This window comes from Streptomyces sp. CAU 1734 (genome assembly GCF_039888735.1).
In the GTDB taxonomy this organism is placed as follows: Bacteria; Actinomycetota; Actinomycetes; order Streptomycetales; family Streptomycetaceae; genus Streptomyces.
This window is the reverse complement of the sequence record NZ_JBDQQP010000009.1, coordinates 66,558-84,260: the sequence shown is the minus strand read 5'-3', so window position 1 is coordinate 84,260 and position 17,703 is coordinate 66,558. Positions and strand designations below refer to the sequence as shown.

Below are 17,703 nucleotides of genomic sequence, written 5' to 3'. Positions count from 1 at the left end.
CTCCACGCCGAAGACCGTGAACGCCCCGGAATCCTCCGGTGCCGCCCGTGAGCCCCAGAAGCTCCGCAGCGACCCGAAGAGCAAGAACCGGTACGTCTACAACGCCCTGGGAGTCCTGACCGCCCTGGTCATGGTCTTCCCGGTGTACTGGCTCGTGATCAGCGCCCTGCGCCCCAACCACGAGATCCGCAGCTACGACCAGACCCTGTGGCCGTCGTCGATCACCTTCGACAACTTCGCCCGGGCCGCGGACTACGAGAACTTCTACACCGCGATCCAGTCCAGCCTGATCATCTGCATCACCGCCGTCGTCGGTGCCATGATCATGGCGACCGTCGCCGCGTACGCCATCGGCCGCTTCAAGTTCTTCGGCCGCCGGGCCTTCATGATCGTGCTCATCATGGTCCAGCTGCTGCCGCCGACCGCGATGCTCATCCCGATCTACCTCCAGCTCAATGAGTTCGGCGCGCTGAACGAGTACTGGGGCGTCATCGTCATCTATCTCGTCTCCACTCTTCCCTTCGCCACGTGGATGATTCGCGGTTTCGTGATCAATATCCCGAAGGAGCTGGAGGAGTCCGCGATGGTCGACGGGTGCAGCCAGATGGGCGCCTTCTGGCGGGTCATCTTCCCGCTGCTCGCCCCGGGCCTCGCCGCCGCGTCGATCTACTCGCTGATCAACGCGTGGAACGAGTACCTGCTGGCGTATGTCGTCCTCCAGGACAACGACAAGTACACGCTCAATGTGTGGCTCTCCAACTTCACCACCTCGCGCGGAGTCGACTACGGCGCCCTGATGGCCGCCTCCACGATGATCGCCATCCCCGTCGTCATCTTCTTCATGTTCATCCAGAAGAAGATGGCCGCGGGTCTCACCTCCGGCGCAGTGAAGGGATAACGCGGACCCATGACCACCGTTGTACGCGGGTCCGACACCCTCACCCGCGATGCGCTGACCGTTCTCCAGCCGGGCTTTGTGGGCACCACCGCCCCCGAGTGGCTGCTCAGGCAGATCGGCGAGGGACTCTCCGCCGTCGGCCTCTTCGGCCGCAACATCGTCACCCCCGAGCAGCTGACCGCGCTCACCGCCCAGCTCCGGGCCGAGCGCGACGACGTTCTCGTCGCCATCGACGAGGAAGGGGGTGACGTCACCCGCCTGGAGGTGCGCGACGGCTCCTCCTTCCCCGGCAACTACGCCCTCGGCACGGTCGACGACATCGACCTCACCCGTGATGTGGCCCGGGAACTCGGCCGGCGGCTCGCCGACTGCGGCGTCGACCTCAACTGGGCGCCGTCCGCCGATGTCAACGCCAACCCCGACAACCCCGTCATCGGTGTGCGTGCCTTCGGCGCCGACGCGGGACTCGTCGGCCGGCACACCATCGCCTATGTGGAGGGCATGCAGGCCGCCGGCGTCGCCGGCTGCGTGAAGCACTTCCCCGGGCACGGCGACACCAATGTGGACTCGCACCACGCGCTGCCCCGGATCGATGTCGGTCTGGACACCCTGTACGCCCGCGACCTGCCGCCCTTCCGCGACGCCATCGCGGCCGGCACCAAGGCCGTGATGAGTGCGCACATCCTCGTACCGGCGCTCGACGCGGAGAACCCGGCCACGCTGAGCCGGCGGATCCTCACCGGTCTGCTCCGCGAGGAGCTGGGCTTCGAGGGCCTGATCATCACCGATGGCATCGAGATGCAGGCCATCGCCTCCACCTATGGCATCGAGCGCGGGACCGTTCTCTCGCTGGCCGCGGGCGTCGACGCGATCTGCGTCGGCGGCGGGCTGGCGGACGAGGGGACCGTGCTGCGGCTGCGCGACGCGATCGTCGCCGCGGTCCGCAGCGGTGACCTGGCCGAGGAGCGGCTGGCCGACGCGGCGGCACGGGTACGTGCCCTCGCCGACTGGACGCGCCGGGCCAGGAAGGCCGTCCCGGTGCCGGGCGCGGAGGAGCAGGAGGGGACCGCGCCCGGCACCGGACGCTCCGATGTCGGCCTGGTCGCCGCCCGCCGCGCCATCCGGGTCACCGCGGGTTCGCTGCCGTACGAGCCGGTCACGGCCGGCCCGTATGTCGCCTCCTTCGCACCCGAGGCCAATATCGCCGTCGGCGCCGAGACCCCCTGGGGGGTGGCTCCCGAGCTGGTGAAACTGCTGCCGGACACCGTCACCGAGACCTTCAGTGACCCGTCCGCGCAGACGGCGGAGCTGGTCGGGAACATGCTGGCCCGGGCGGCAGACCGTAGGATCGTCGCAGTGGTACGCGATGTCCACCGCCACCCCTGGATGGCGGCGGCGCTCGACGCGGTCGTCGAGGCCCGGCCGGACACGGTCGTGGTCGAGATGGGTGTGAACCGGGCCGCTCCCAAGGGGGCGCTGCACATCGCGACCCACGGCGCCGCCCGCGTCTGCGGACGGGCCGCCGCGGAGGTCATCACCGGCGGAGCCGCCGGGGCCTGACCGACGCGGACCATGCTTGTGCCGGGGCCGGCGGGCCGCAGTGCACCGGGCCCTCCGCCCCGGCACCCGGTACGCCCACGGGAGGCAGCTGGCATGTCCGCCAATCAGTCGGCCGAACAGAGCGAACGCCCCGGCCGGATCATGTCCGGCGAGATGGCGGAACAGCCCGAGGTACTGCGGCGCATCCTGGACAGGGGTGCGCCGCAGATCCATGAGGTGGCCCGGGCCATCGCCGCCCGGGAGCCGCGTTTCGTGCTGCTGACCGCCCGCGGCACCTCCGACAACGCCGCCCTCTACGCCAAATACCTGCTGGAGATCCAGCTCGGCCTGCCCTGCGGGCTGACCTCGATGTCCACCACCACCGCCTACGGGGCGCGGCCCCGGCTGCGGGACGTACTGGTGATCACGGTCAGCCAGTCGGGCGGCTCGCCCGACCTGGTCGCCTCGGCCAGGGCGGCCCGGGAGGCGGGCGCCGTCACCCTGGCGGTCACCAACAATCCGGACTCCCCGCTGGCCGCGGTCTCCGAATTCCACATCGACATACTGGCGGGCCCGGAGAAGGCGCTCCCGGCGACCAAGACCTATACGGCCTCACTGCTCGCCCTTCATCTCCTGGTGGCGGGGTTGCGCGGCGGCGACGGCGCGGCGGCGGACCGGCTCCCCGCACTGGCGGAGCAGATCCTGGCCCGCCGGGACGAGGTGCGCGCCCTGGCCGGCCGGTACCGGTTCGCCGAGCGGATGGTGATCACCTCACGGGGATACGGCTATCCCACGGCGAAGGAGGCGGCGCTGAAGCTCATGGAGACGAGCTATATCCCCGCCCTGTCGTACTCGGGCGCGGATCTGCTGCACGGACCGCTGGCCATGGTCGACAACATCTCCCCGGTGATCGCGGTGGTCACCGACGGCAAGGGCGGCCAGGCGCTGCAACCGGTGCTCGACCGGCTGCGCGGCCGGGGCGCGGATCTGGTGGTGGTGGGCCCGCGGCCCCAGGTCGCGGCGGCGTCGGCGGGCTTCGTCCTGCCCGTGGCGGGGGTCCCGGAGGACCTGCAGCCGATTCTGGAGATCCTGCCGCTGCAACTGCTGGCGTACGAGGTGACCATCGCCCGGGGCCAGGACCCGGACGCGCCCAGGGCGCTGGCCAAGGTGACGGAGACTCACTGAGACGCGGGACGGCGCACTTCACCGCACGGGGCGGCGCACTTCACTTCACCGCACGGGGCCGAGGTGTCCGGAAAAACCCGCGGGCCGCGGCGCCCGGCGGGACCCTCAACCCGCCCGGCACCGCAGCCCGGAGTACTCCGGCCGGGCGAGTGTGCGGGCTCGCACGGCCGATGGGGAGGACCGGGCGCAGTCAGGGCAGAGAGCACCGGGGCCTCGTTCCACTCTCCTGTGCGGGGAGAGCGGAAGCTCGTGTCATTCATTGTGGACTAGACCATTCGCGGTGTCCATGGATGCGCGGGGATTGCTTCCGGCCCTTCCGGTCCGGGCGGCGGCCGGCCCGGCCGACCGGAGCCCTCCGTTCACCGCGCGGGTACGCTCGCAGCTGTGCCCTCCATGAACGACCTCGTACGCCAGCACTCCGCCCTCGGCGAATCCGACCTCGACTGGCTCCATCTGCTGGTCTCGGAGTGGCAGCTGCTCTCCGACCTCTCCTTCGCCGACCTCGTCCTGTGGATCCCCACCCGGGACGGCACCCGCTATGTCTCGGTGGCGCAGATGCGGCCCAACACCGGCCCCACCTCGTACCACGACGACATGGTCGGCCATCTGGTCCCGCGCGGGCGCCGCCCGCTGCTCGACGCCGCGCTCGACGAGGGCCGGATCGTGCGCGAGGGAGACCCGGAGTGGCGCGAGGAGGTCCCGGTGCGGGTCGAGTCCATTCCCGTGCGCCGCGAGGGCCGGGTGCTCGGTGTCATCGCGCGCAACACCAATCTGCTCACCGTGCGGACCCCGTCCCGGCTGGAGCTCACCTATCTCCAGTCCGCGTCGGACCTCGCCCAGATGATCGCCGCCGGAACCTTTCCCTTCCCCGGCCAGCAGGTCGACATGGACGCCTCCCCGCGCGTGGGGGACGGGCTGATCCGGCTCGACGCCGACGGCATCGTCCAGTACGCCAGCCCGAACGCCCTCTCCGCCTACCACCGGCTCGGCCTCGCCTCGGATCTGGTGGGCCATCATCTGGGCCGGGTCACCGCGGAACTCGCCCCCTCCCGCGGCCCGGTGGACGAGGCGCTGGAGAAGCTCGCCAGCGGCTGGGCCCCCCGGGAGACCGAGGTGGAGGGCAACGGCGGGGTGATCCAGCTGCGCGCCATCCCGCTCAAGCCCAAGGGCACCCGGATCGGCTCCCTGGTCCTGCTCCGCGATGTCACCGAGCTCCGCCGCCGCGAGCGCGAGCTGATCACCAAGGACGCCACCATCCGGGAGATCCACCACCGGGTGAAGAACAACCTCCAGACCGTCGCCGCGCTGCTGCGGCTCCAGGCGCGCCGGATGGACTCCGAGCGGGGCCGGGAGGCCCTCAACGAGGCCGTGCGGCGGGTTGGTTCGATCGCCATCGTGCACGAGACCCTCTCCCAGAACCTCGACGAGCGGGTCGAGTTCGACGAGATCGCCGACCGGGTCATCGCGATGGTCGCCGAGATCTCCCCGGGAAAGGTCGAGTGCCGCCGTACGGGGCGTTTCGGCATTCTCGACGCGGAGGTGGCCACCCCGCTCTCGATGGTGCTCACGGAGGTGCTCCAGAACGCGCTGGAACACGCCTTCCCGGCGGGTGAGCGGGGCGCGGTGGAGGTCGCGGCGGTACGCGGTGAGGCGCGCGGTGAGGAGACCGCGGGCCGGCTGCTCATCACCGTTCAGGACAACGGCTGCGGACTGCCCGGGGGCTTCGATCCGCAGCGCGCCGGAAATCTCGGTCTCCAGATCGTGCGGACCCTGGTGGAGGGCGAGTTGGGCGGCGCATTCGACATGCTTCCGGTACCCGCTCCCGAGCGCGGCACACGGGTGGTACTCGACATTCCCGTTCGCGCTCCCAAGTAGCGGCCGGCGACTGTTGCCGAATTAGTGCACCCGGTATTCCGGTCCGGCTTCGGAGAGGTTCTCGCGGGGCTCTTCCCGGGCTCTTCCGGGAGTCGTGCCGGGCCCTTCTTCGGACATCTGTGTTACTCCGCCGGTGTTCGCCCAACCGGGTGTGCCGACAGTCGAGTTCACCGGCGTTCGAGTCATTTTCGAGCCGCGCTCCAGTGATGCGCCGGGCGCGGATGCCGGGGTGCGCACCGGAATGTGCGCCGGGTCACTCCGCACAGCAGCGAGCCCCGGACCGATGGAATGCGGTCCGGGGCTCGAATGCTGTGGGTATGTACTGCTGCGCGCTGCGACTCGTGGGCGGTGAGTGCGTACGTGCTGTACGCGCCGCCGGAGGCTCAGGCTCGCTGCGGTGGCAATCAGGCGGTTGCGTTGCGCGCCCGGTTGCGAGCGGCGCGGCGCTTCATTGCGCGGCGCTCGTCCTCGCTGAGGCCACCCCAGACGCCGGAGTCCTGGCCGGACTCAAGCGCCCACTGCAGACACTGCTCCATGACGGGGCAGCGACGGCAGACGGCCTTGGCTTCCTCGATCTGCAGCAGCGCAGGACCGGTGTTGCCGATGGGGAAGAAGAGCTCGGGGTCTTCCTCGCGGCAAACGGCGTTGTGACGCCAGTCCATGGCTGCTACCTCTCCTTGGTATTACTTGCAGGTTGCTTGTGAATGTGAACGCTTTCACGAATCCCCCCACAACGGAAGGGCCGACAGTCACGCAAGGTGACGTGGTCCAGGGTTTTGAGGAGGGGTTCCGGTGATCTGCGGGCCGATTCTGCGGGCCGTCCCGATCGCCATGAAGAGACTCGCAAACCTCGGCGACGGATACAACCCCTTCTGGAAACTTTTTTTGGATTCATCGGTGTCGACTAGGTCACAGCCGTACTTCTATGGGGTGGACCCCAGTCCGTACGTTCGAGATAAAGGCCCTTCGGCCTATCCACTCACACAATCACACGCAGTGCACGGCGTGCGCCTGTGAACGTCACGCTCGTACGCACTCCCAGATGGTCACCGTCCATCTGAAATGGCAGTGGAACCTTTGAATTCAAGGTGAAGTCACTCAGGTCATGGAGAGTGACCGCGTGCTTGCCGTGCGGCCCTCGTTCGGGGCTCGAGGTGAGCAGCTGAGTGGCGTAACGGGCGACCGCGGGGGTCGACAGCCGGGAGAGGCCGAGAACGTCGAGACCGGTGTCGAAGGACGCCTTCGGCGACGCGTAGATCGGGCGATTGCCGAGGAAGGTCCAGGGTGAGGTGTTCGCGACTATGGAGGCCACCAGATCGGTGACCGGTGCGGCGCCCGGACGCTCCAGAGTGATCATTCCGTGCCGGCGGTGCGGTTCGTCGAGGAACTGCCGGAGCACCTGACGCACATAGAGAGCGTGGGTCGAGCGCTTTCCGCGCTCCCGGTGCTGCTCCACCCGGCCGATCACACTCGCGTCGAATCCGACCCCCGCGCAGAAGGTGAACCAGCGGGACTCCACCCCCTCGTCCGGTGTCCCCGGGGTGCCGGAGGCGAGCCCGAGGCCCACCGTCCGCTCGCTTCTGGTGCTCAGCGCGTCCAGAATCGCGCCGGTCGCCTCCACGGCGTCGTTCGGCAGCCCGAGGGCGCGGGCGAAGACATTGGTCGAACCGCCCGGGACCACCGCGAGACGGGGCAGCCGGTCCGGGTCGGGACCGTTGTGGAGTAGACCATTGACGACCTCATTGACGGTGCCGTCGCCGCCCAGGGCGACCACCAGATCGATGTCGTCGGAGTCGGCGGCCCGGCGGGCCAGATCCCGGCCGTGGCCCCGGTACTCGGTGGTGACGGCCTCCAGCTTCATCTCGCTGGCGAGGGCGTGGATGAGCACATCACGGGTGCGTGCACTGGTGGTGGTTGCTGCCGGGTTGACCACGAGAAGTGCGCGCATGGGATGCAGCGTACCCACGGGCGGCGGACGGTCCCAGTCCCGGGTGGAGCGGTGAGCGGTCGCCGGGCCCCCGCCGGGGTGCCCGCACGGGGGTGCCGCGGGGAGCCGTGCCGGGCTCCGGCGGCCCTCCCGCCGGCACCCGGTGCCGGGACCGGGGCGGGGTGCCCGCGCCCAGTACCCTGCTGGGGTGAGTACTGAGCAGACCCCCCGCCCCGCCCGTCTGACCGCCGCCGCGGCGGTTTCCGGCCTGGAGGGCCTGACCCTGGTCGCCTATGGCGTCTACATGCTGGTCATGGGCCTGCTCGGACGGCCGGAGAGCCCCACTCAGGCGGAGATGGGCGGCCTGACGATGATCGCCCTCGGTGTCATTCCGCTGGCCGCCGCGCGCGGTCTGCTGCTGCGGCGGAGCTGGAGCCGGGGCCCGGCGCTGATCACTCATCTGATGGCGCTGATCCCCGCGTGGACCCTGCTCCGCTCCTCCGGTGGCCTGATCCCGCTGGGAATCCTGGTCGCGGCGGTGGCCGTCGGCGGGCTGGTGCTGATCATCAACCCGACCACGACCGAGGCCCTGGGCATCCGGGGCCCGGGCACCCGCGACGCCTGATCCGCGACCGGCTCGTCCGCGGGGCCCCATGCGCGCCGCTGTCCGCCCGAGGGGGAGGGAACAGCGACGCGGACGGGCTCACCGAACCCGTCCGCGACCGCCGTGCACCGGTGTCCGGCTACTCCTCCACCAGCAGCTTCTCCCGCAGCTGGGCCAGGGTGCGGGCCAGCAGTCTGGAGACGTGCATCTGCGAGATGCCCACCTCCTGCGCGATCTGCGACTGGGTCATGTTGCCGAAGAAGCGCAGCAGCAGAATCCGCTTCTCCCGCGGCGGAAGATCCTCCAGCAGCGGTTTCAGCGACTCCCGGTACTCCACACCCTCCAGCGCCTCGTCCTCCGCGCCGAGGGTGTCCGCGACCGCCGGGGACTCGTCGTCGGTGTCGGGGACGTCCAGCGAGAGCGTGGAGTAGGCGTTCGCCGACTCCAGGCCCTCCAGGACCTCCTCCTCCGAGATCCCCAGCCGCTCGGCCAGCTCGTGCACGGTCGGCGAGCGGCCGTGCTGCTGCGAGAGCTCGGCGGTGGCCGTCGTCAGGGCCAGCCGCAGCTCCTGGAGACGGCGCGGCACCCGCACCGCCCAGCCCTTGTCCCGGAAGTGCCGCTTGATCTCGCCGACCACGGTCGGGGTGGCATAGGTCGAGAACTCGACCCCCCGGTCCGGGTCGAACCGGTCCACCGACTTGATCAGGCCGATCGTGGCGACCTGGGTGAGGTCGTCCAGCGGCTCACCGCGATTCCGGAACCGCCGGGCCAGATGCTCGACCAGCGGCAGATGCATCCGGACCAGCTGATTGCGCAGCTCGGCGCGGTCCGCCGAACCGTCGGGCAGCTCCCGGAGCCGGATGAACATGAGCCGCGCCCCGCTGCGGTCGCGGGGATCCGGCTGCCGGCCGTGGTTGTCCTCGCTCACCTGCTCGCTCTGATCGGGCAGCTCGGCCGCCTGCCCGGTCTGCCCGCTCCGGCCGGGCGCCCCGGCCGGGTCGGCCCGCTCCGGTGGCTCGGGCTGTTCCGGCCGTCCCGGATCCGGCCGCTCCGGCAGCGCCCGCTCCGGCTGTCCCGCCGGCGGCGGACCGGCCGGCCCGTCCACCGGATGGGGCCGGGCCTGCTGCTCGGGAAAGTCACGCACAGAGGGTGGTTCATTCCGCACCGGACCGTCCTCCTTCCGCATCGGACCGTCCTCGTCTCTCACGCCGGCCCGGGTCCCGCGCCGCGCTGTTTGTACAGGCTGATCGAGACCGTACGGTCTTCGGCGACCGAGGAGTCGACTTTTCCGGCCAGGGCGGAGAGAACCGTCCAGGCGAAGGTGTCGCGCTCGGGCGCGCGGCCGTCGGTCGTCGGCGCGGAGACCGTGACCTCCAGCGAGTCGTCGATGAGCCGGAAGACACAACTGAGGACAGAACCGGGGACGGCCTGCTGCAACAGAATCGCGCAGGCTTCGTCCACGGCGATCCGAAGATCCTCGATCTCGTCGAGGGTGAAGTCCAAACGTGCTGCGAGACCGGCCGTGGCCGTCCGCAACACCGACAGATAGGCACCCGCAGCGGGCAGCCGGACTTCCACGAAGTCCTGGGTCCCGGGCTCGCCTGCGATCTGGGACACCCTCACCTCCAAGGTGACACAAGCTCTTTCCGGGCCCCGGGAGAAGAATCCCGAGGCCGTCGCTACGCAGTCCGTGCGTAGCCGGTACTGGCTCGGCGACGCTATCGCGATCCATGGTGCGCTGTCGCCGGGCCCCCACACTCAGCCGCTGTCACTCATGGTAAGCATATGACCACACACAGTGGCTAGGGGTTTGCGGGACCCAATTACAAGGAAGTGGTGGAGGGTTGACGTACCCACCCCTGGGGCGCCTGAACCGCCGCCCGTCCGCCCGCCGCACGCCCCCGCCGGTACCGCACCCCTCGATGCGCCGGGCGCGCCGTGTGCCGTCCGTCTCCGGTCTCTCACACCCCTCAACGCGGCCCGCGCCCGCCGCGTTCCCGCCGTGTCCCGGCGTCCGCCGGTTCCGCCGCACCCGCCGGGCTCAGACCACCGCCCCGTCCACGAAGCACCAGCGCCAGTCCTCGCCGGGCTCGAAGCTCCGCATCACCGGATGGCAGGTCTCCGCGAAGTGGCCGGAGGCGTGGCGCAGCGGCGAGGAGTCGCAGCAGCCCACATGGCCGCAGGTCAGGCAGAGCCGCAGATGGACCGGGTGGGTCCCGGCCACCAGGCATTCGGGACAGGTCCGGGAGAGCGGCTCGGGCTCCGGCCGTGGCAGCTCCGCCGCATGCGTGCAGACGCTCATGTCCGCCAGCGTACGGCGCCGGCCGCCCGTCCTCACGGCGAGCGGCGCCGTACCCCGGCGATGCGGTCCCGCCCGCCCCGCCCGTATGCCCTGCCCGTATGCCCCGCCCCGCCCGTATGCCCTGCCCCCGTATGCCCTGCTCGTATCCGGAACCGATGGGACGGCGAATGGAAGCACTCTCACTGGTGGCACTGATCGCGGTCAGCGCCGTGATCGCCGGGGCGGCCCGCAGGACCCCGGTACCGGCGCCGCTGCTGCTGGTCACGGCCGGGCTGGTCGCCGCCTACATCCCCGGTGTGCCCGACTACACCCTCGATCCGCACATCGTGCTCCCGCTGGTGCTCCCGCCGCTGCTGCATCTGGCCGCACTCGACAGCTCCTATCTCGATCTGCGGGCCAACGCCCGGCCCGTCGCGCTGCTCTCCGTGGGCTATGTCCTCTTCGCCACGGTCACGGTCGGCTGGCTGACCCATCTGCTCGTGCCGGAGCTGCCGCTCACGGCGGCCCTGGTGCTGGGGGCGGTGGTCGCGCCCCCGGACGCCGTCGCCGCGACCGCCATCGCCCGCAAGCTCGGGCTGCCGAACCGGATCACCACGATCCTCCAGGGCGAGTCCCTGGTGAACGACGCCACCGCGATCACCGCCTTCAAGGTGGCGGTCGCCGCCGCGATCGGCGAGGGCGCGAGCTGGGCCGGGGGAATCGGCGAATTCGCGCTCGCGGCGCTCGGCGGGGTGGGCGTCGGTCTGGTGCTGATGGTCCCCATCCACTGGCTGCGCACCCATCTCGGGGAGGCGCTGCTCCAGAACACCCTCTCCCTCCTCATTCCCTTCGTGGCCTACGGTGCCGCCGAACAGGTGCATGCCTCAGGAGTGCTCGCCGTGGTCGTCGTCGGCCTCTATCTGGGCCACCGCCGCTGGCAGGTCGACTTCGCCACCCGGCTCCAGGAGGAGGCGGTGTGGAAGATGGTCGCCTTCATCCTGGAGTCCGCCGTCTTCGCGCTGATCGGGCTCCAGCTGCCGTATGTCCTCGACGGTCTCGGCGCGTACGGGGTCGGCGAGTCGCTCGGGTACGCGGTCGGGGTCTTCGTGTTCGTGGTGGCCATGCGGTACGTCTGGGTCTTCCCCGCGACCTTTCTGCCCCGGGCGCTCTCCGCCCGGATCCGGGAGCGGGAGCCGGGCGTCACCTGGAAGGCGCCGGTGATCGTGGGCTGGGCGGGGATGCGCGGGGTCGTCTCGCTGGCCATCGCCTTCTCGATCCCGCTGACCACCACCGGCGGCGACCCTTTCCCGGCCCGGAATCTCGTCCTCTTCCTGACCTTCACCACGGTCATCGGGACCCTGGTGGTGCAGGGGCTGACACTGCCCGCGCTGATCCGGCTGCTGCGGCTGCCGAAACGGGACGCCAGGGCCGACACCCTGGCGGAGGCGCAGGCGCAGAGCGAGGCGTCCCGGGTGGCGGAGGAGCGGCTGGACCGGCTGCTGGAGGATCCGCGCAACGCCCTGCCGGACCCGCTGGCGGACCGGCTGCGCACGGTGATGGAGCGGCGCCGCAATTCCGTCTGGGAGCGGCTCGGGGCGGTCAGCGAGGCCACCGGGGAGTCGGCGGACGACACCTACCGGCGGCTGGCGCGGGAGATGATCGAGGCGGAGCGCGAGGTCTTCGTGCGGCTGCGGGACGAGCGCCGGATCGACGACGAGATGATGCGGACGCTGCTGCGCCGGCTGGACCTGGAGGAGGCGGCGGCCTACCGCGAGGAGGACGACGAGCAGCCGTGAGAGGCTCCGGCGTCCGCTCCGGCCCGTCCCGCTCCGGCCCGTCCCGCTCCGGCCCGTCCCGCTCCGGTCCCTCCCGGTTCGCTTCTCATGACCCCGGTGAGCCGCCCGGCCGGCCGGGCGCGCGCGGCTCCGGTTCGCCGGTCCCCGGCTCGCGGCGGCCGGTGACGACGGCGGCCAGCACGGTGCCGGGGGCGAACGCGCCCTCGGCGGCGAGCGTGGTCAGCCCATGGAGCAGTTTGGCGATATATATGCGCTCTACGGGGATTCGGTGGCGTACTTCGAACTCTTCAGCGAACGCGGTGAGTTCTGGTGTTGTGCGGGCGTATCCGCCGAAATGAAAGCGTTCGTCCAGTGACCAGTCACCGGCCCGGCCGCCGAAGGCCGCCCGCTGGAGCCGCTCGATCTCCATGGCCAGAAAGCCACCCTTGAGGACCGGAATTCCGATCACCCGGCCGCTTCCCCGGGGGCCGGGGCCGAGTCCGGCGGCGAGCCCGGCGAGGGTGCCTCCGGTGCCGCAGGCCACGGCGACGACATCGGCCCGCCCCGAGAGCTCCCGCCCGAGTTCGGCGCAGCCGTGCGCGGCGAGGGCATTGCTGCCGCCCTCGGGGATCACGAACAGTTCCCCGCCGCCGGCCCCGATTCCCTCCAGGATCCGGGCGAGCACCTCGGGCTCGGCCTTGCGCCGGTAGATCGACCGGGCCACGAAGACCAGCCGCATCCCGTCCGCCGCGCACTGCGCGAGCGAAGGATTGAGCGGCCGGGAGGCCAGCTCGTCACCCCGGACGACCCCGATCGTCGGACAGCCCAGCAGCCGCCCGGCGGCGGCCGTGGCGCGGAGGTGGTTGGAGTACGCGCCCCCGAAGGTGAGCAGGGGCCGTCCGGCCGCTGCCCGGAGATTGGGGGCGAGTTTTCGCCATTTGTTGCCGGGGAGATCGGGGTGGATCAGATCCTCGCGCTTGAGCAGCAGCCGGACGCCGTACCGGGTGAAGCGCTCGTCCTCGACCGGCTGGAGCGGGGAGGGCAGCCGGGGGTGCAGCAGGGCGGCGGGATCGGCGGCTTCCGGGGACACGCACCCATTGTCACCTGGGCGGACGCGACCGGTCATCTCCGCCCCGTACCCCTCCGGCCGGTCATCTCCGCCCCGTACGTCCCGGGTACGTCCTCCGGGGGGCCTCCGGACGCCTCGCGCACGGCCCCCGCCCGCCGCCGTGCGGGGGCCGTGCGCCGGGGGAGGGGTGGGGTGGGCTACTTCAGGAGTTCCTGCACCCGTTCGCGCATGGAGTTCATCGAGAAGCCGCGCGGGTCGATCTTGCCGGGCTGCCACTCCAGATGGCCGATGACCGAGCGCGACGTCCAGCCGTGGTGGCGGCAGATCGCCGCCGCGGCCTTCGCGATGGCGCTGAGCTGGGCCTCCGGCCAGGGGTCCACCCCGTCGCCGAGATTGACGCACTCGAAGCCGTAGAAGTACCGGTTGCCGTCCGTGTTGGCCTCGTTGTCGGCCGGCAGCGCCTTCTCCGCGATGACGGCCCGCAGCACCTCGTCGTCCCCCGAGCCCGCGTGATTGGCGCGGCCGTATCCGACGAGATGGACCGAGCCGTCCTTGGCGATGACCCCGTGGCAGAGCGGGCCGGGCAGGGTGGGGTACCCGTCCCGGCAGAGGGCGACCGTGCTCGCGGTCCCCCTGGTGACCGTGTGGTGGATCATCACCCCGTGGACCGGGCCCCAGGGCCCCTTGGAGTTGCGGTTGTGCGTGCGCCAGTCGCCGACCTGGACGACCGTCAGTCCTTCGTCGCGGAGTGAGTCGAGAAAGCTGCTCGCGGACATGGGTGTTGACATGGCCGAGCCCCCTGAAGTGCCGAGGAGTCTGTACGGAATGTTCCGTACTGTGCATTTACAGCTTTTACTCCAACCACTCGGGCGCAGCGATGCGTTCGATTCGCGTGCGAGCCGATCCGGCCGGTATGGGGGCGGAGCCGCCGATTTCGCGCCCCGCTACCCCGAAGGGGGTGAAAGTATTCCCATTCATTCGTGTAATGGTGTGAAGACTCTGCGTGCTGAAAGGCTTCCTCAGGCGGGCCCGGCGACACGGCGGCCCCGCGATTCGGGCGCGTGATCGAGAGGAAGTCCCATGTCGGTTGGTTCGGTCGGCGCGGTCGGCGACGAGGCCGTCGCTCTGCTGGAACGCACCCGGGATGTCGTCGATCCCCCGCTGCGCGCCGCCATCGAGTCACTGCCGGGTCCGCTGCGGCGGGTCACCATGTACCACTTCGGCTGGCAGCGGGCCGACGGCAGCGCCTCCGACGAGGCCGCCGGCAAGGCCATCAGGCCGGCGCTGGTGCTCGCCGCCGCCCGCGCCCTGGGCGGGGCGCCCGAGCAGGCCGCCAGGGCCGCCGCGGCGGTGGAGCTGCTGCACAACTTCACCCTGCTCCACGACGATGTCATCGACCGGGACCGCACCCGCAGACACCGTGCCACCGCCTGGACGGTCTTCGGCGTCGCGGACGCCGTCATCACGGGCGACGCCGTGCAGGCCCTCGCCCTGCGGCTGCTCGCCGGCGATCTCCACCCCGCCGCCCCGGCCGCCGCCGAGCGGCTCGCCGCCTGTGCGATCGAGATCTGCGCCGGACAGCAGCAGGACTGCGCCTTCGAGGCACTGGCACCCCACGAGGTGTCGCTCGACGACTGCCTGCGGATGGCGACCGCCAAGACCGGCGCGCTGCTGGGCTGTTCCTGCGCGCTCGGCGCGCTCTACGCGGGCGGCAGCGCCGAGGAGGTCGACGCCATGGACGCCTTCGGCCGGGAGGCCGGGCTCGCCTTCCAGCTCATCGACGACCTGATCGGGATCTGGGGCGACCCCGGCCGCACCGGCAAGCCGGCCGGAGCGGATCTGGCCGCCCACAAGAAGTCGCTGCCGGTGGTGGCCGCGCTCGCCTCCGGCACCGCCGCCGGGGCCGAGCTGGCGGAGCTGTACCGAGGACCCATGTCCGGGACGGCGGTGCGCGACGCGGCCCGGGCGGTGGAGCGGGCGGGCGGCCGGGACTGGGCCCAGCTCCAGGCCGCCGACCGGATGGCCCGCGCGGTGCACCAGCTCTCGCTGGCCGTGCCGGACCTCGCCGCCGCCGGGGATCTGCTGTCACTGGCCGAGTTCGTCACCCGCCGCACCTGGTGACCGCGCGCCTCCGGTCACCGGGGGGACGGCTCCGAAGACGCTTGCGAAACCACTACGGGTGGAGCACTATAGGCGGAGTGGTTGTGGCGCCGGGCGGAATCCCGGCGCCCGGCCGCGGTCCCGCCCCACGACGAACAGGACTGGTTTGCGCAAGCTCAGCTACTACATCGCCGCCTCGATCGACGGCTTCATCGGGGCCCCGGACGGCGACGCCGAATTCTTCGGCGCATGGGCCACCGGCGAATATCTGGAGTACCTCACGGGTGAGTGGGCGGACACCGTGCCCGCGGCCGGCCGGGCGGCGCTCGGCATCGATCACCTCCCGAACACCCGCTACGACACGGTCATCCAGGGCCGCGCCTCGTACCAGCTCGCGCTGGACGCCGGGATCACCAGCCCGTACGCCCATCTCCGCGAGCTCGTGGCCTCCCGCACCCTCGGGGAGTCCCCCGACCCGAATGTCGAGATCGTCTCCGGTGATCTCGCCGCCCTGGCGGCGAAGCTCAAGCGCGAGCCGGGCCTCGGTATCTACCTCTGCGGCGGCGCCGACCTCGCCGGGCAGCTCCGTGACGAGGTCGACGAGCTCGTGATCAAGACATATCCGGTGATCCTCGGTGCCGGGATGCCGATGTTCGGCGCGGACTTCCGGATGGACGAGTTCGCGCTGGAATCGCACCGCGTCTTCGGCAACGGGGTCATCGTCCGCACCTACCGCAGGAAGCGCTGATCCCGCCGCCCGCGTCCGCTGTCCGTACCGCTCGTACCGCATTATTGTGGACATATGGGTACTACGGACAGGATGCGGCCGACCCACCGCGACCCGCAGGCCGGGCAGCGGTGCCCGGAGTGCGGGGAGCCCGTCGGCGCGGTCATCACACGGCGCAAGACGCTGGGGGCGTTCGTCCCCTTCTGGGGGCCGGGTCCCTGCCGCAATCCCGAGTGCGCCGAGTACACCGCCGAACACCACGCGGAGCGCTCCGGGGACGGCCCGGGCGCGGCGCTGGGTAGCGTCTGAGCCATCCCGGCTGTTCAGCGAGGGGCCCCGTACCGCTACAGTCCGCGCCATGTCATCGGAGTCGACTGAAGTCTGGGCGGGCTGGTACCGCGACCGACGTGGCGCGGAAGCGGTCACGATCGCGGCGCACGGACGGCAACTGCGCACGCGCATCAGGGGTGTTGAGTACGAAGGGGTCGCGTTCGCCGCCCTGGAGACCGTGGAGGGGGAGGGTGTTCTCTCCTCCTGTGTACTGGAATGGGACATACCGCTGCCCGTCCACGCGGACGGCACGGTGGAGCGGGCGACTCTGAGCTGTCTGCTGACGCTCGGCGAACCACGGCCCGAAGGATCCCTCGATCGGGCGGATCTCAATATGACCCTGCACTACGGCGGTGCGGCCTATGAATCCGGTGTCGCGGGCGGTGACTTCGACGACGCGCTCGACCGCATCCAGAAGCAGCTCCCGCACGGCGCCGAGCTGGGAACCCATATGACCGCCGACGTCTGACCGCCGGCGCCCGACCGCTCCATCACCGAAGCACCCGCCCGGAGGGGCCGGTCCGCCGCACCGCCGGCGGGCCGGCCCCTCGTCTCGTGGGAGACGTCCTCAGGGAGAGGTCCTCACGGGAATGTCCTCAGGAGACGCTCTTCATCGCCGCCGCGAGACCGTTGGCCCAGAGGTAGTTGACCCGTGAGCGCTCGGCGGCGTTCGGCACCGCGTTGGTGCAGGAGGTGCCGGGTCCGCCGCCGGACATCAGCTCACTGCACGGGCCCCGGTAGTTGTCCGGCAGCCCGAGCACATGGCCGGTCTCGTGCGAGGTCACCCGGTACGAGTTGTACTGCTGGTTCTGCCGGTAGTCGAGGAAGATGTATCCCCGGCCGTGCCCGTCGGTGCTGGCGTACGAGCCGCGGGCGTCATTGCCCTCGTAGTAGCGGAAGCTCGGGTTGGCGCCCTCCTGGAGCCGCACATTGGTGACCGAGCTGTTCCAGATCTGGGTGGAGCGGGCTATCTGCGCGCGGAAGGTGGGGGCGTTCGCGGTGCTGTAGTTGACGGTCACCACCCGGGCGCCCGGGTTGGCGGCACGCTTCTCGGCGACCGACTTCACCACGGCGGCGAAGAATGCCCTGGTCGCCTTCACATCCTCCTTGGAACCCTCATAGGCGACATACGACGGCACGGCGGAGCGCGGGGACTCGGCGGCGGTCGCCGCGCCGGCCGGGACGGCTCCGGCACCGAGGGCGGCGGTGAGGACGGCACCGAGAGCGGCGGAGAGTACGGTTCTGGGGTGACGCATGGGGGGTCTCCTACTCGTCCGTTGAACGAACTTGGGTAGGCCGAGTCTCCGCGAGACACCCCCGTGCGGGGATGATGCCAACCACCGATAACACCGGCGCATCACCCTGTCCCTGTCCGTCCCCTCTGCACCGAAGT

General features: G+C 70.8%; 18 protein-coding genes. 10 read left to right on the top strand and 8 right to left on the bottom strand.

Annotation, left to right across the window (positions count from 1 at the left end; translation table 11 throughout):
* The first annotated feature begins 16 nt into the window (after nucleotides 1–16).
* From AAFN69_RS18515 to AAFN69_RS18500, 4 genes are all read left to right on the top strand, one after another.
* Nucleotides 17–898: a carbohydrate ABC transporter permease gene (locus AAFN69_RS18515; protein WP_347729905.1), complete on the top strand. Its 882-nt coding sequence runs from the start codon at nucleotides 17–19 to the stop codon at nucleotides 896–898.
* A gap of 9 nt (nucleotides 899–907) precedes the next feature.
* Nucleotides 908–2,458 carry a glycoside hydrolase family 3 protein gene (locus tag AAFN69_RS18510; RefSeq protein ID WP_347729662.1) on the top strand — a complete coding sequence of 517 codons (1,551 nt, stop codon included), beginning with the start codon at nucleotides 908–910 and terminating at the stop codon, nucleotides 2,456–2,458.
* Nucleotides 2,459–2,551: 93 nt separating this feature from the next.
* Nucleotides 2,552–3,622, top strand: coding sequence for an SIS domain-containing protein (locus AAFN69_RS18505; protein ID WP_347729661.1), 1,071 nt, complete (start codon nucleotides 2,552–2,554; stop codon nucleotides 3,620–3,622).
* A 393-nt stretch (nucleotides 3,623–4,015) separates the two neighbouring features.
* The gene (locus AAFN69_RS18500) at nucleotides 4,016–5,497 is read left to right on the top strand and encodes a PAS domain-containing sensor histidine kinase (RefSeq protein ID WP_347729904.1); all 1,482 of its coding nucleotides are present in this window, start codon (nucleotides 4,016–4,018) and stop codon (nucleotides 5,495–5,497) included.
* 404 nt (nucleotides 5,498–5,901) lie between these two features.
* On the opposite strand, the gene AAFN69_RS18495 is transcribed toward AAFN69_RS18500, so the two are convergent.
* A complete protein-coding gene (locus tag AAFN69_RS18495) occupies nucleotides 5,902–6,159 on the bottom strand; it encodes a WhiB family transcriptional regulator (protein ID WP_004937597.1) in 258 nt (85 codons plus the stop codon).
* Nucleotides 6,160–6,476: 317 nt separating this feature from the next.
* Nucleotides 6,477–7,445, bottom strand: a complete 969-nt coding sequence (locus tag AAFN69_RS18490) for a diacylglycerol kinase family protein (protein WP_347729660.1) — start codon at nucleotides 7,443–7,445, stop codon at nucleotides 6,477–6,479.
* A 187-nt stretch (nucleotides 7,446–7,632) separates the two neighbouring features.
* On the opposite strand from AAFN69_RS18490, the gene AAFN69_RS18485 reads away from it, so the two are divergent.
* Nucleotides 7,633–8,049, top strand: a complete 417-nt coding sequence (locus AAFN69_RS18485) for a hypothetical protein (protein WP_347729659.1) — start codon at nucleotides 7,633–7,635, stop codon at nucleotides 8,047–8,049.
* A 118-nt stretch (nucleotides 8,050–8,167) separates the two neighbouring features.
* On the opposite strand, the gene AAFN69_RS18480 is transcribed toward AAFN69_RS18485, so the two are convergent.
* The 3 genes from AAFN69_RS18480 to AAFN69_RS18470 form a co-directional block, all read right to left on the bottom strand.
* Nucleotides 8,168–9,214 (bottom strand): RNA polymerase sigma factor SigF, encoded by a 1,047-nt coding sequence (locus tag AAFN69_RS18480; protein WP_347729658.1) that lies wholly within the window; start codon nucleotides 9,212–9,214, stop codon nucleotides 8,168–8,170.
* 17 nt (nucleotides 9,215–9,231) lie between these two features.
* Nucleotides 9,232–9,645 (bottom strand): anti-sigma regulatory factor, encoded by a 414-nt coding sequence (locus AAFN69_RS18475; protein WP_347729657.1) that lies wholly within the window; start codon nucleotides 9,643–9,645, stop codon nucleotides 9,232–9,234.
* 424 nt (nucleotides 9,646–10,069) lie between these two features.
* Complete coding sequence (locus AAFN69_RS18470) at nucleotides 10,070–10,330, bottom strand: UBP-type zinc finger domain-containing protein (RefSeq protein WP_347729656.1); 261 nt, start codon at nucleotides 10,328–10,330, stop codon at nucleotides 10,070–10,072.
* A gap of 167 nt (nucleotides 10,331–10,497) precedes the next feature.
* Here AAFN69_RS18470 and AAFN69_RS18465 point away from each other — a divergent pair, with 167 nt between their 5' ends.
* A complete protein-coding gene (locus AAFN69_RS18465) occupies nucleotides 10,498–12,105 on the top strand; it encodes a Na+/H+ antiporter (RefSeq protein ID WP_347729655.1) in 1,608 nt (535 codons plus the stop codon).
* An 85-nt stretch (nucleotides 12,106–12,190) separates the two neighbouring features.
* On the opposite strand, the gene AAFN69_RS18460 is transcribed toward AAFN69_RS18465, so the two are convergent.
* Entirely contained in the window at nucleotides 12,191–13,174 is a 984-nt protein-coding gene (locus tag AAFN69_RS18460; protein ID WP_347729654.1) for a pyridoxal-phosphate dependent enzyme, read from the bottom strand.
* 176 nt (nucleotides 13,175–13,350) lie between these two features.
* Entirely contained in the window at nucleotides 13,351–13,941 is a 591-nt protein-coding gene (locus tag AAFN69_RS18455) for an N-acetylmuramoyl-L-alanine amidase (protein WP_347729653.1), read from the bottom strand.
* Between the two features lie 292 nt (nucleotides 13,942–14,233).
* Here AAFN69_RS18455 and AAFN69_RS18450 point away from each other — a divergent pair, with 292 nt between their 5' ends.
* From AAFN69_RS18450 to AAFN69_RS18435, 4 genes are all read left to right on the top strand, one after another.
* Nucleotides 14,234–15,274 carry a family 2 encapsulin nanocompartment cargo protein polyprenyl transferase gene (locus AAFN69_RS18450; RefSeq protein WP_347729652.1) on the top strand — a complete coding sequence of 347 codons (1,041 nt, stop codon included), beginning with the start codon at nucleotides 14,234–14,236 and terminating at the stop codon, nucleotides 15,272–15,274.
* 145 nt (nucleotides 15,275–15,419) lie between these two features.
* Nucleotides 15,420–16,001: a dihydrofolate reductase family protein gene (locus AAFN69_RS18445; RefSeq protein WP_347729651.1), complete on the top strand. Its 582-nt coding sequence runs from the start codon at nucleotides 15,420–15,422 to the stop codon at nucleotides 15,999–16,001.
* 54 nt (nucleotides 16,002–16,055) lie between these two features.
* The gene (locus tag AAFN69_RS18440; RefSeq protein WP_347729650.1) at nucleotides 16,056–16,289 is read left to right on the top strand and encodes a hypothetical protein; all 234 of its coding nucleotides are present in this window, start codon (nucleotides 16,056–16,058) and stop codon (nucleotides 16,287–16,289) included.
* A gap of 49 nt (nucleotides 16,290–16,338) precedes the next feature.
* The gene (locus AAFN69_RS18435) at nucleotides 16,339–16,779 is read left to right on the top strand and encodes a DUF6304 family protein (RefSeq protein WP_347729649.1); all 441 of its coding nucleotides are present in this window, start codon (nucleotides 16,339–16,341) and stop codon (nucleotides 16,777–16,779) included.
* A 127-nt stretch (nucleotides 16,780–16,906) separates the two neighbouring features.
* On the opposite strand, the gene snpA is transcribed toward AAFN69_RS18435, so the two are convergent.
* Complete coding sequence (snpA, locus tag AAFN69_RS18430; RefSeq protein WP_347729648.1) at nucleotides 16,907–17,566, bottom strand: snapalysin; 660 nt, start codon at nucleotides 17,564–17,566, stop codon at nucleotides 16,907–16,909.
* Between the last annotated feature and the right edge of the window lie 137 nt (nucleotides 17,567–17,703).

Coding starts and splice junctions, on each gene's coding strand:
- AAFN69_RS18510 (WP_347729662.1), top strand. CDS start 908: ATGACCACCGTTGTACGCGGGTCCGACACCCTCACCCGCGATGCGCTG.
- AAFN69_RS18505 (WP_347729661.1), top strand. CDS start 2,552: ATGTCCGCCAATCAGTCGGCCGAACAGAGCGAACGCCCCGGCCGGATC.
- AAFN69_RS18500 (WP_347729904.1), top strand. CDS start 4,016: ATGAACGACCTCGTACGCCAGCACTCCGCCCTCGGCGAATCCGACCTC.
- AAFN69_RS18495 (WP_004937597.1), bottom strand. CDS start 6,159: ATGGACTGGCGTCACAACGCCGTTTGCCGCGAGGAAGACCCCGAGCTC.
- AAFN69_RS18490 (WP_347729660.1), bottom strand. CDS start 7,445: ATGCGCGCACTTCTCGTGGTCAACCCGGCAGCAACCACCACCAGTGCA.
- AAFN69_RS18480 (WP_347729658.1), bottom strand. CDS start 9,214: ATGCGGAAGGAGGACGGTCCGGTGCGGAATGAACCACCCTCTGTGCGT.
- AAFN69_RS18470 (WP_347729656.1), bottom strand. CDS start 10,330: ATGAGCGTCTGCACGCATGCGGCGGAGCTGCCACGGCCGGAGCCCGAG.
- AAFN69_RS18465 (WP_347729655.1), top strand. CDS start 10,498: ATGGAAGCACTCTCACTGGTGGCACTGATCGCGGTCAGCGCCGTGATC.
- AAFN69_RS18455 (WP_347729653.1), bottom strand. CDS start 13,941: ATGTCAACACCCATGTCCGCGAGCAGCTTTCTCGACTCACTCCGCGAC.
- AAFN69_RS18450 (WP_347729652.1), top strand. CDS start 14,234: ATGTCGGTTGGTTCGGTCGGCGCGGTCGGCGACGAGGCCGTCGCTCTG.
- AAFN69_RS18440 (WP_347729650.1), top strand. CDS start 16,056: ATGGGTACTACGGACAGGATGCGGCCGACCCACCGCGACCCGCAGGCC.
- AAFN69_RS18435 (WP_347729649.1), top strand. CDS start 16,339: ATGTCATCGGAGTCGACTGAAGTCTGGGCGGGCTGGTACCGCGACCGA.
- snpA (WP_347729648.1), bottom strand. CDS start 17,566: ATGCGTCACCCCAGAACCGTACTCTCCGCCGCTCTCGGTGCCGTCCTC.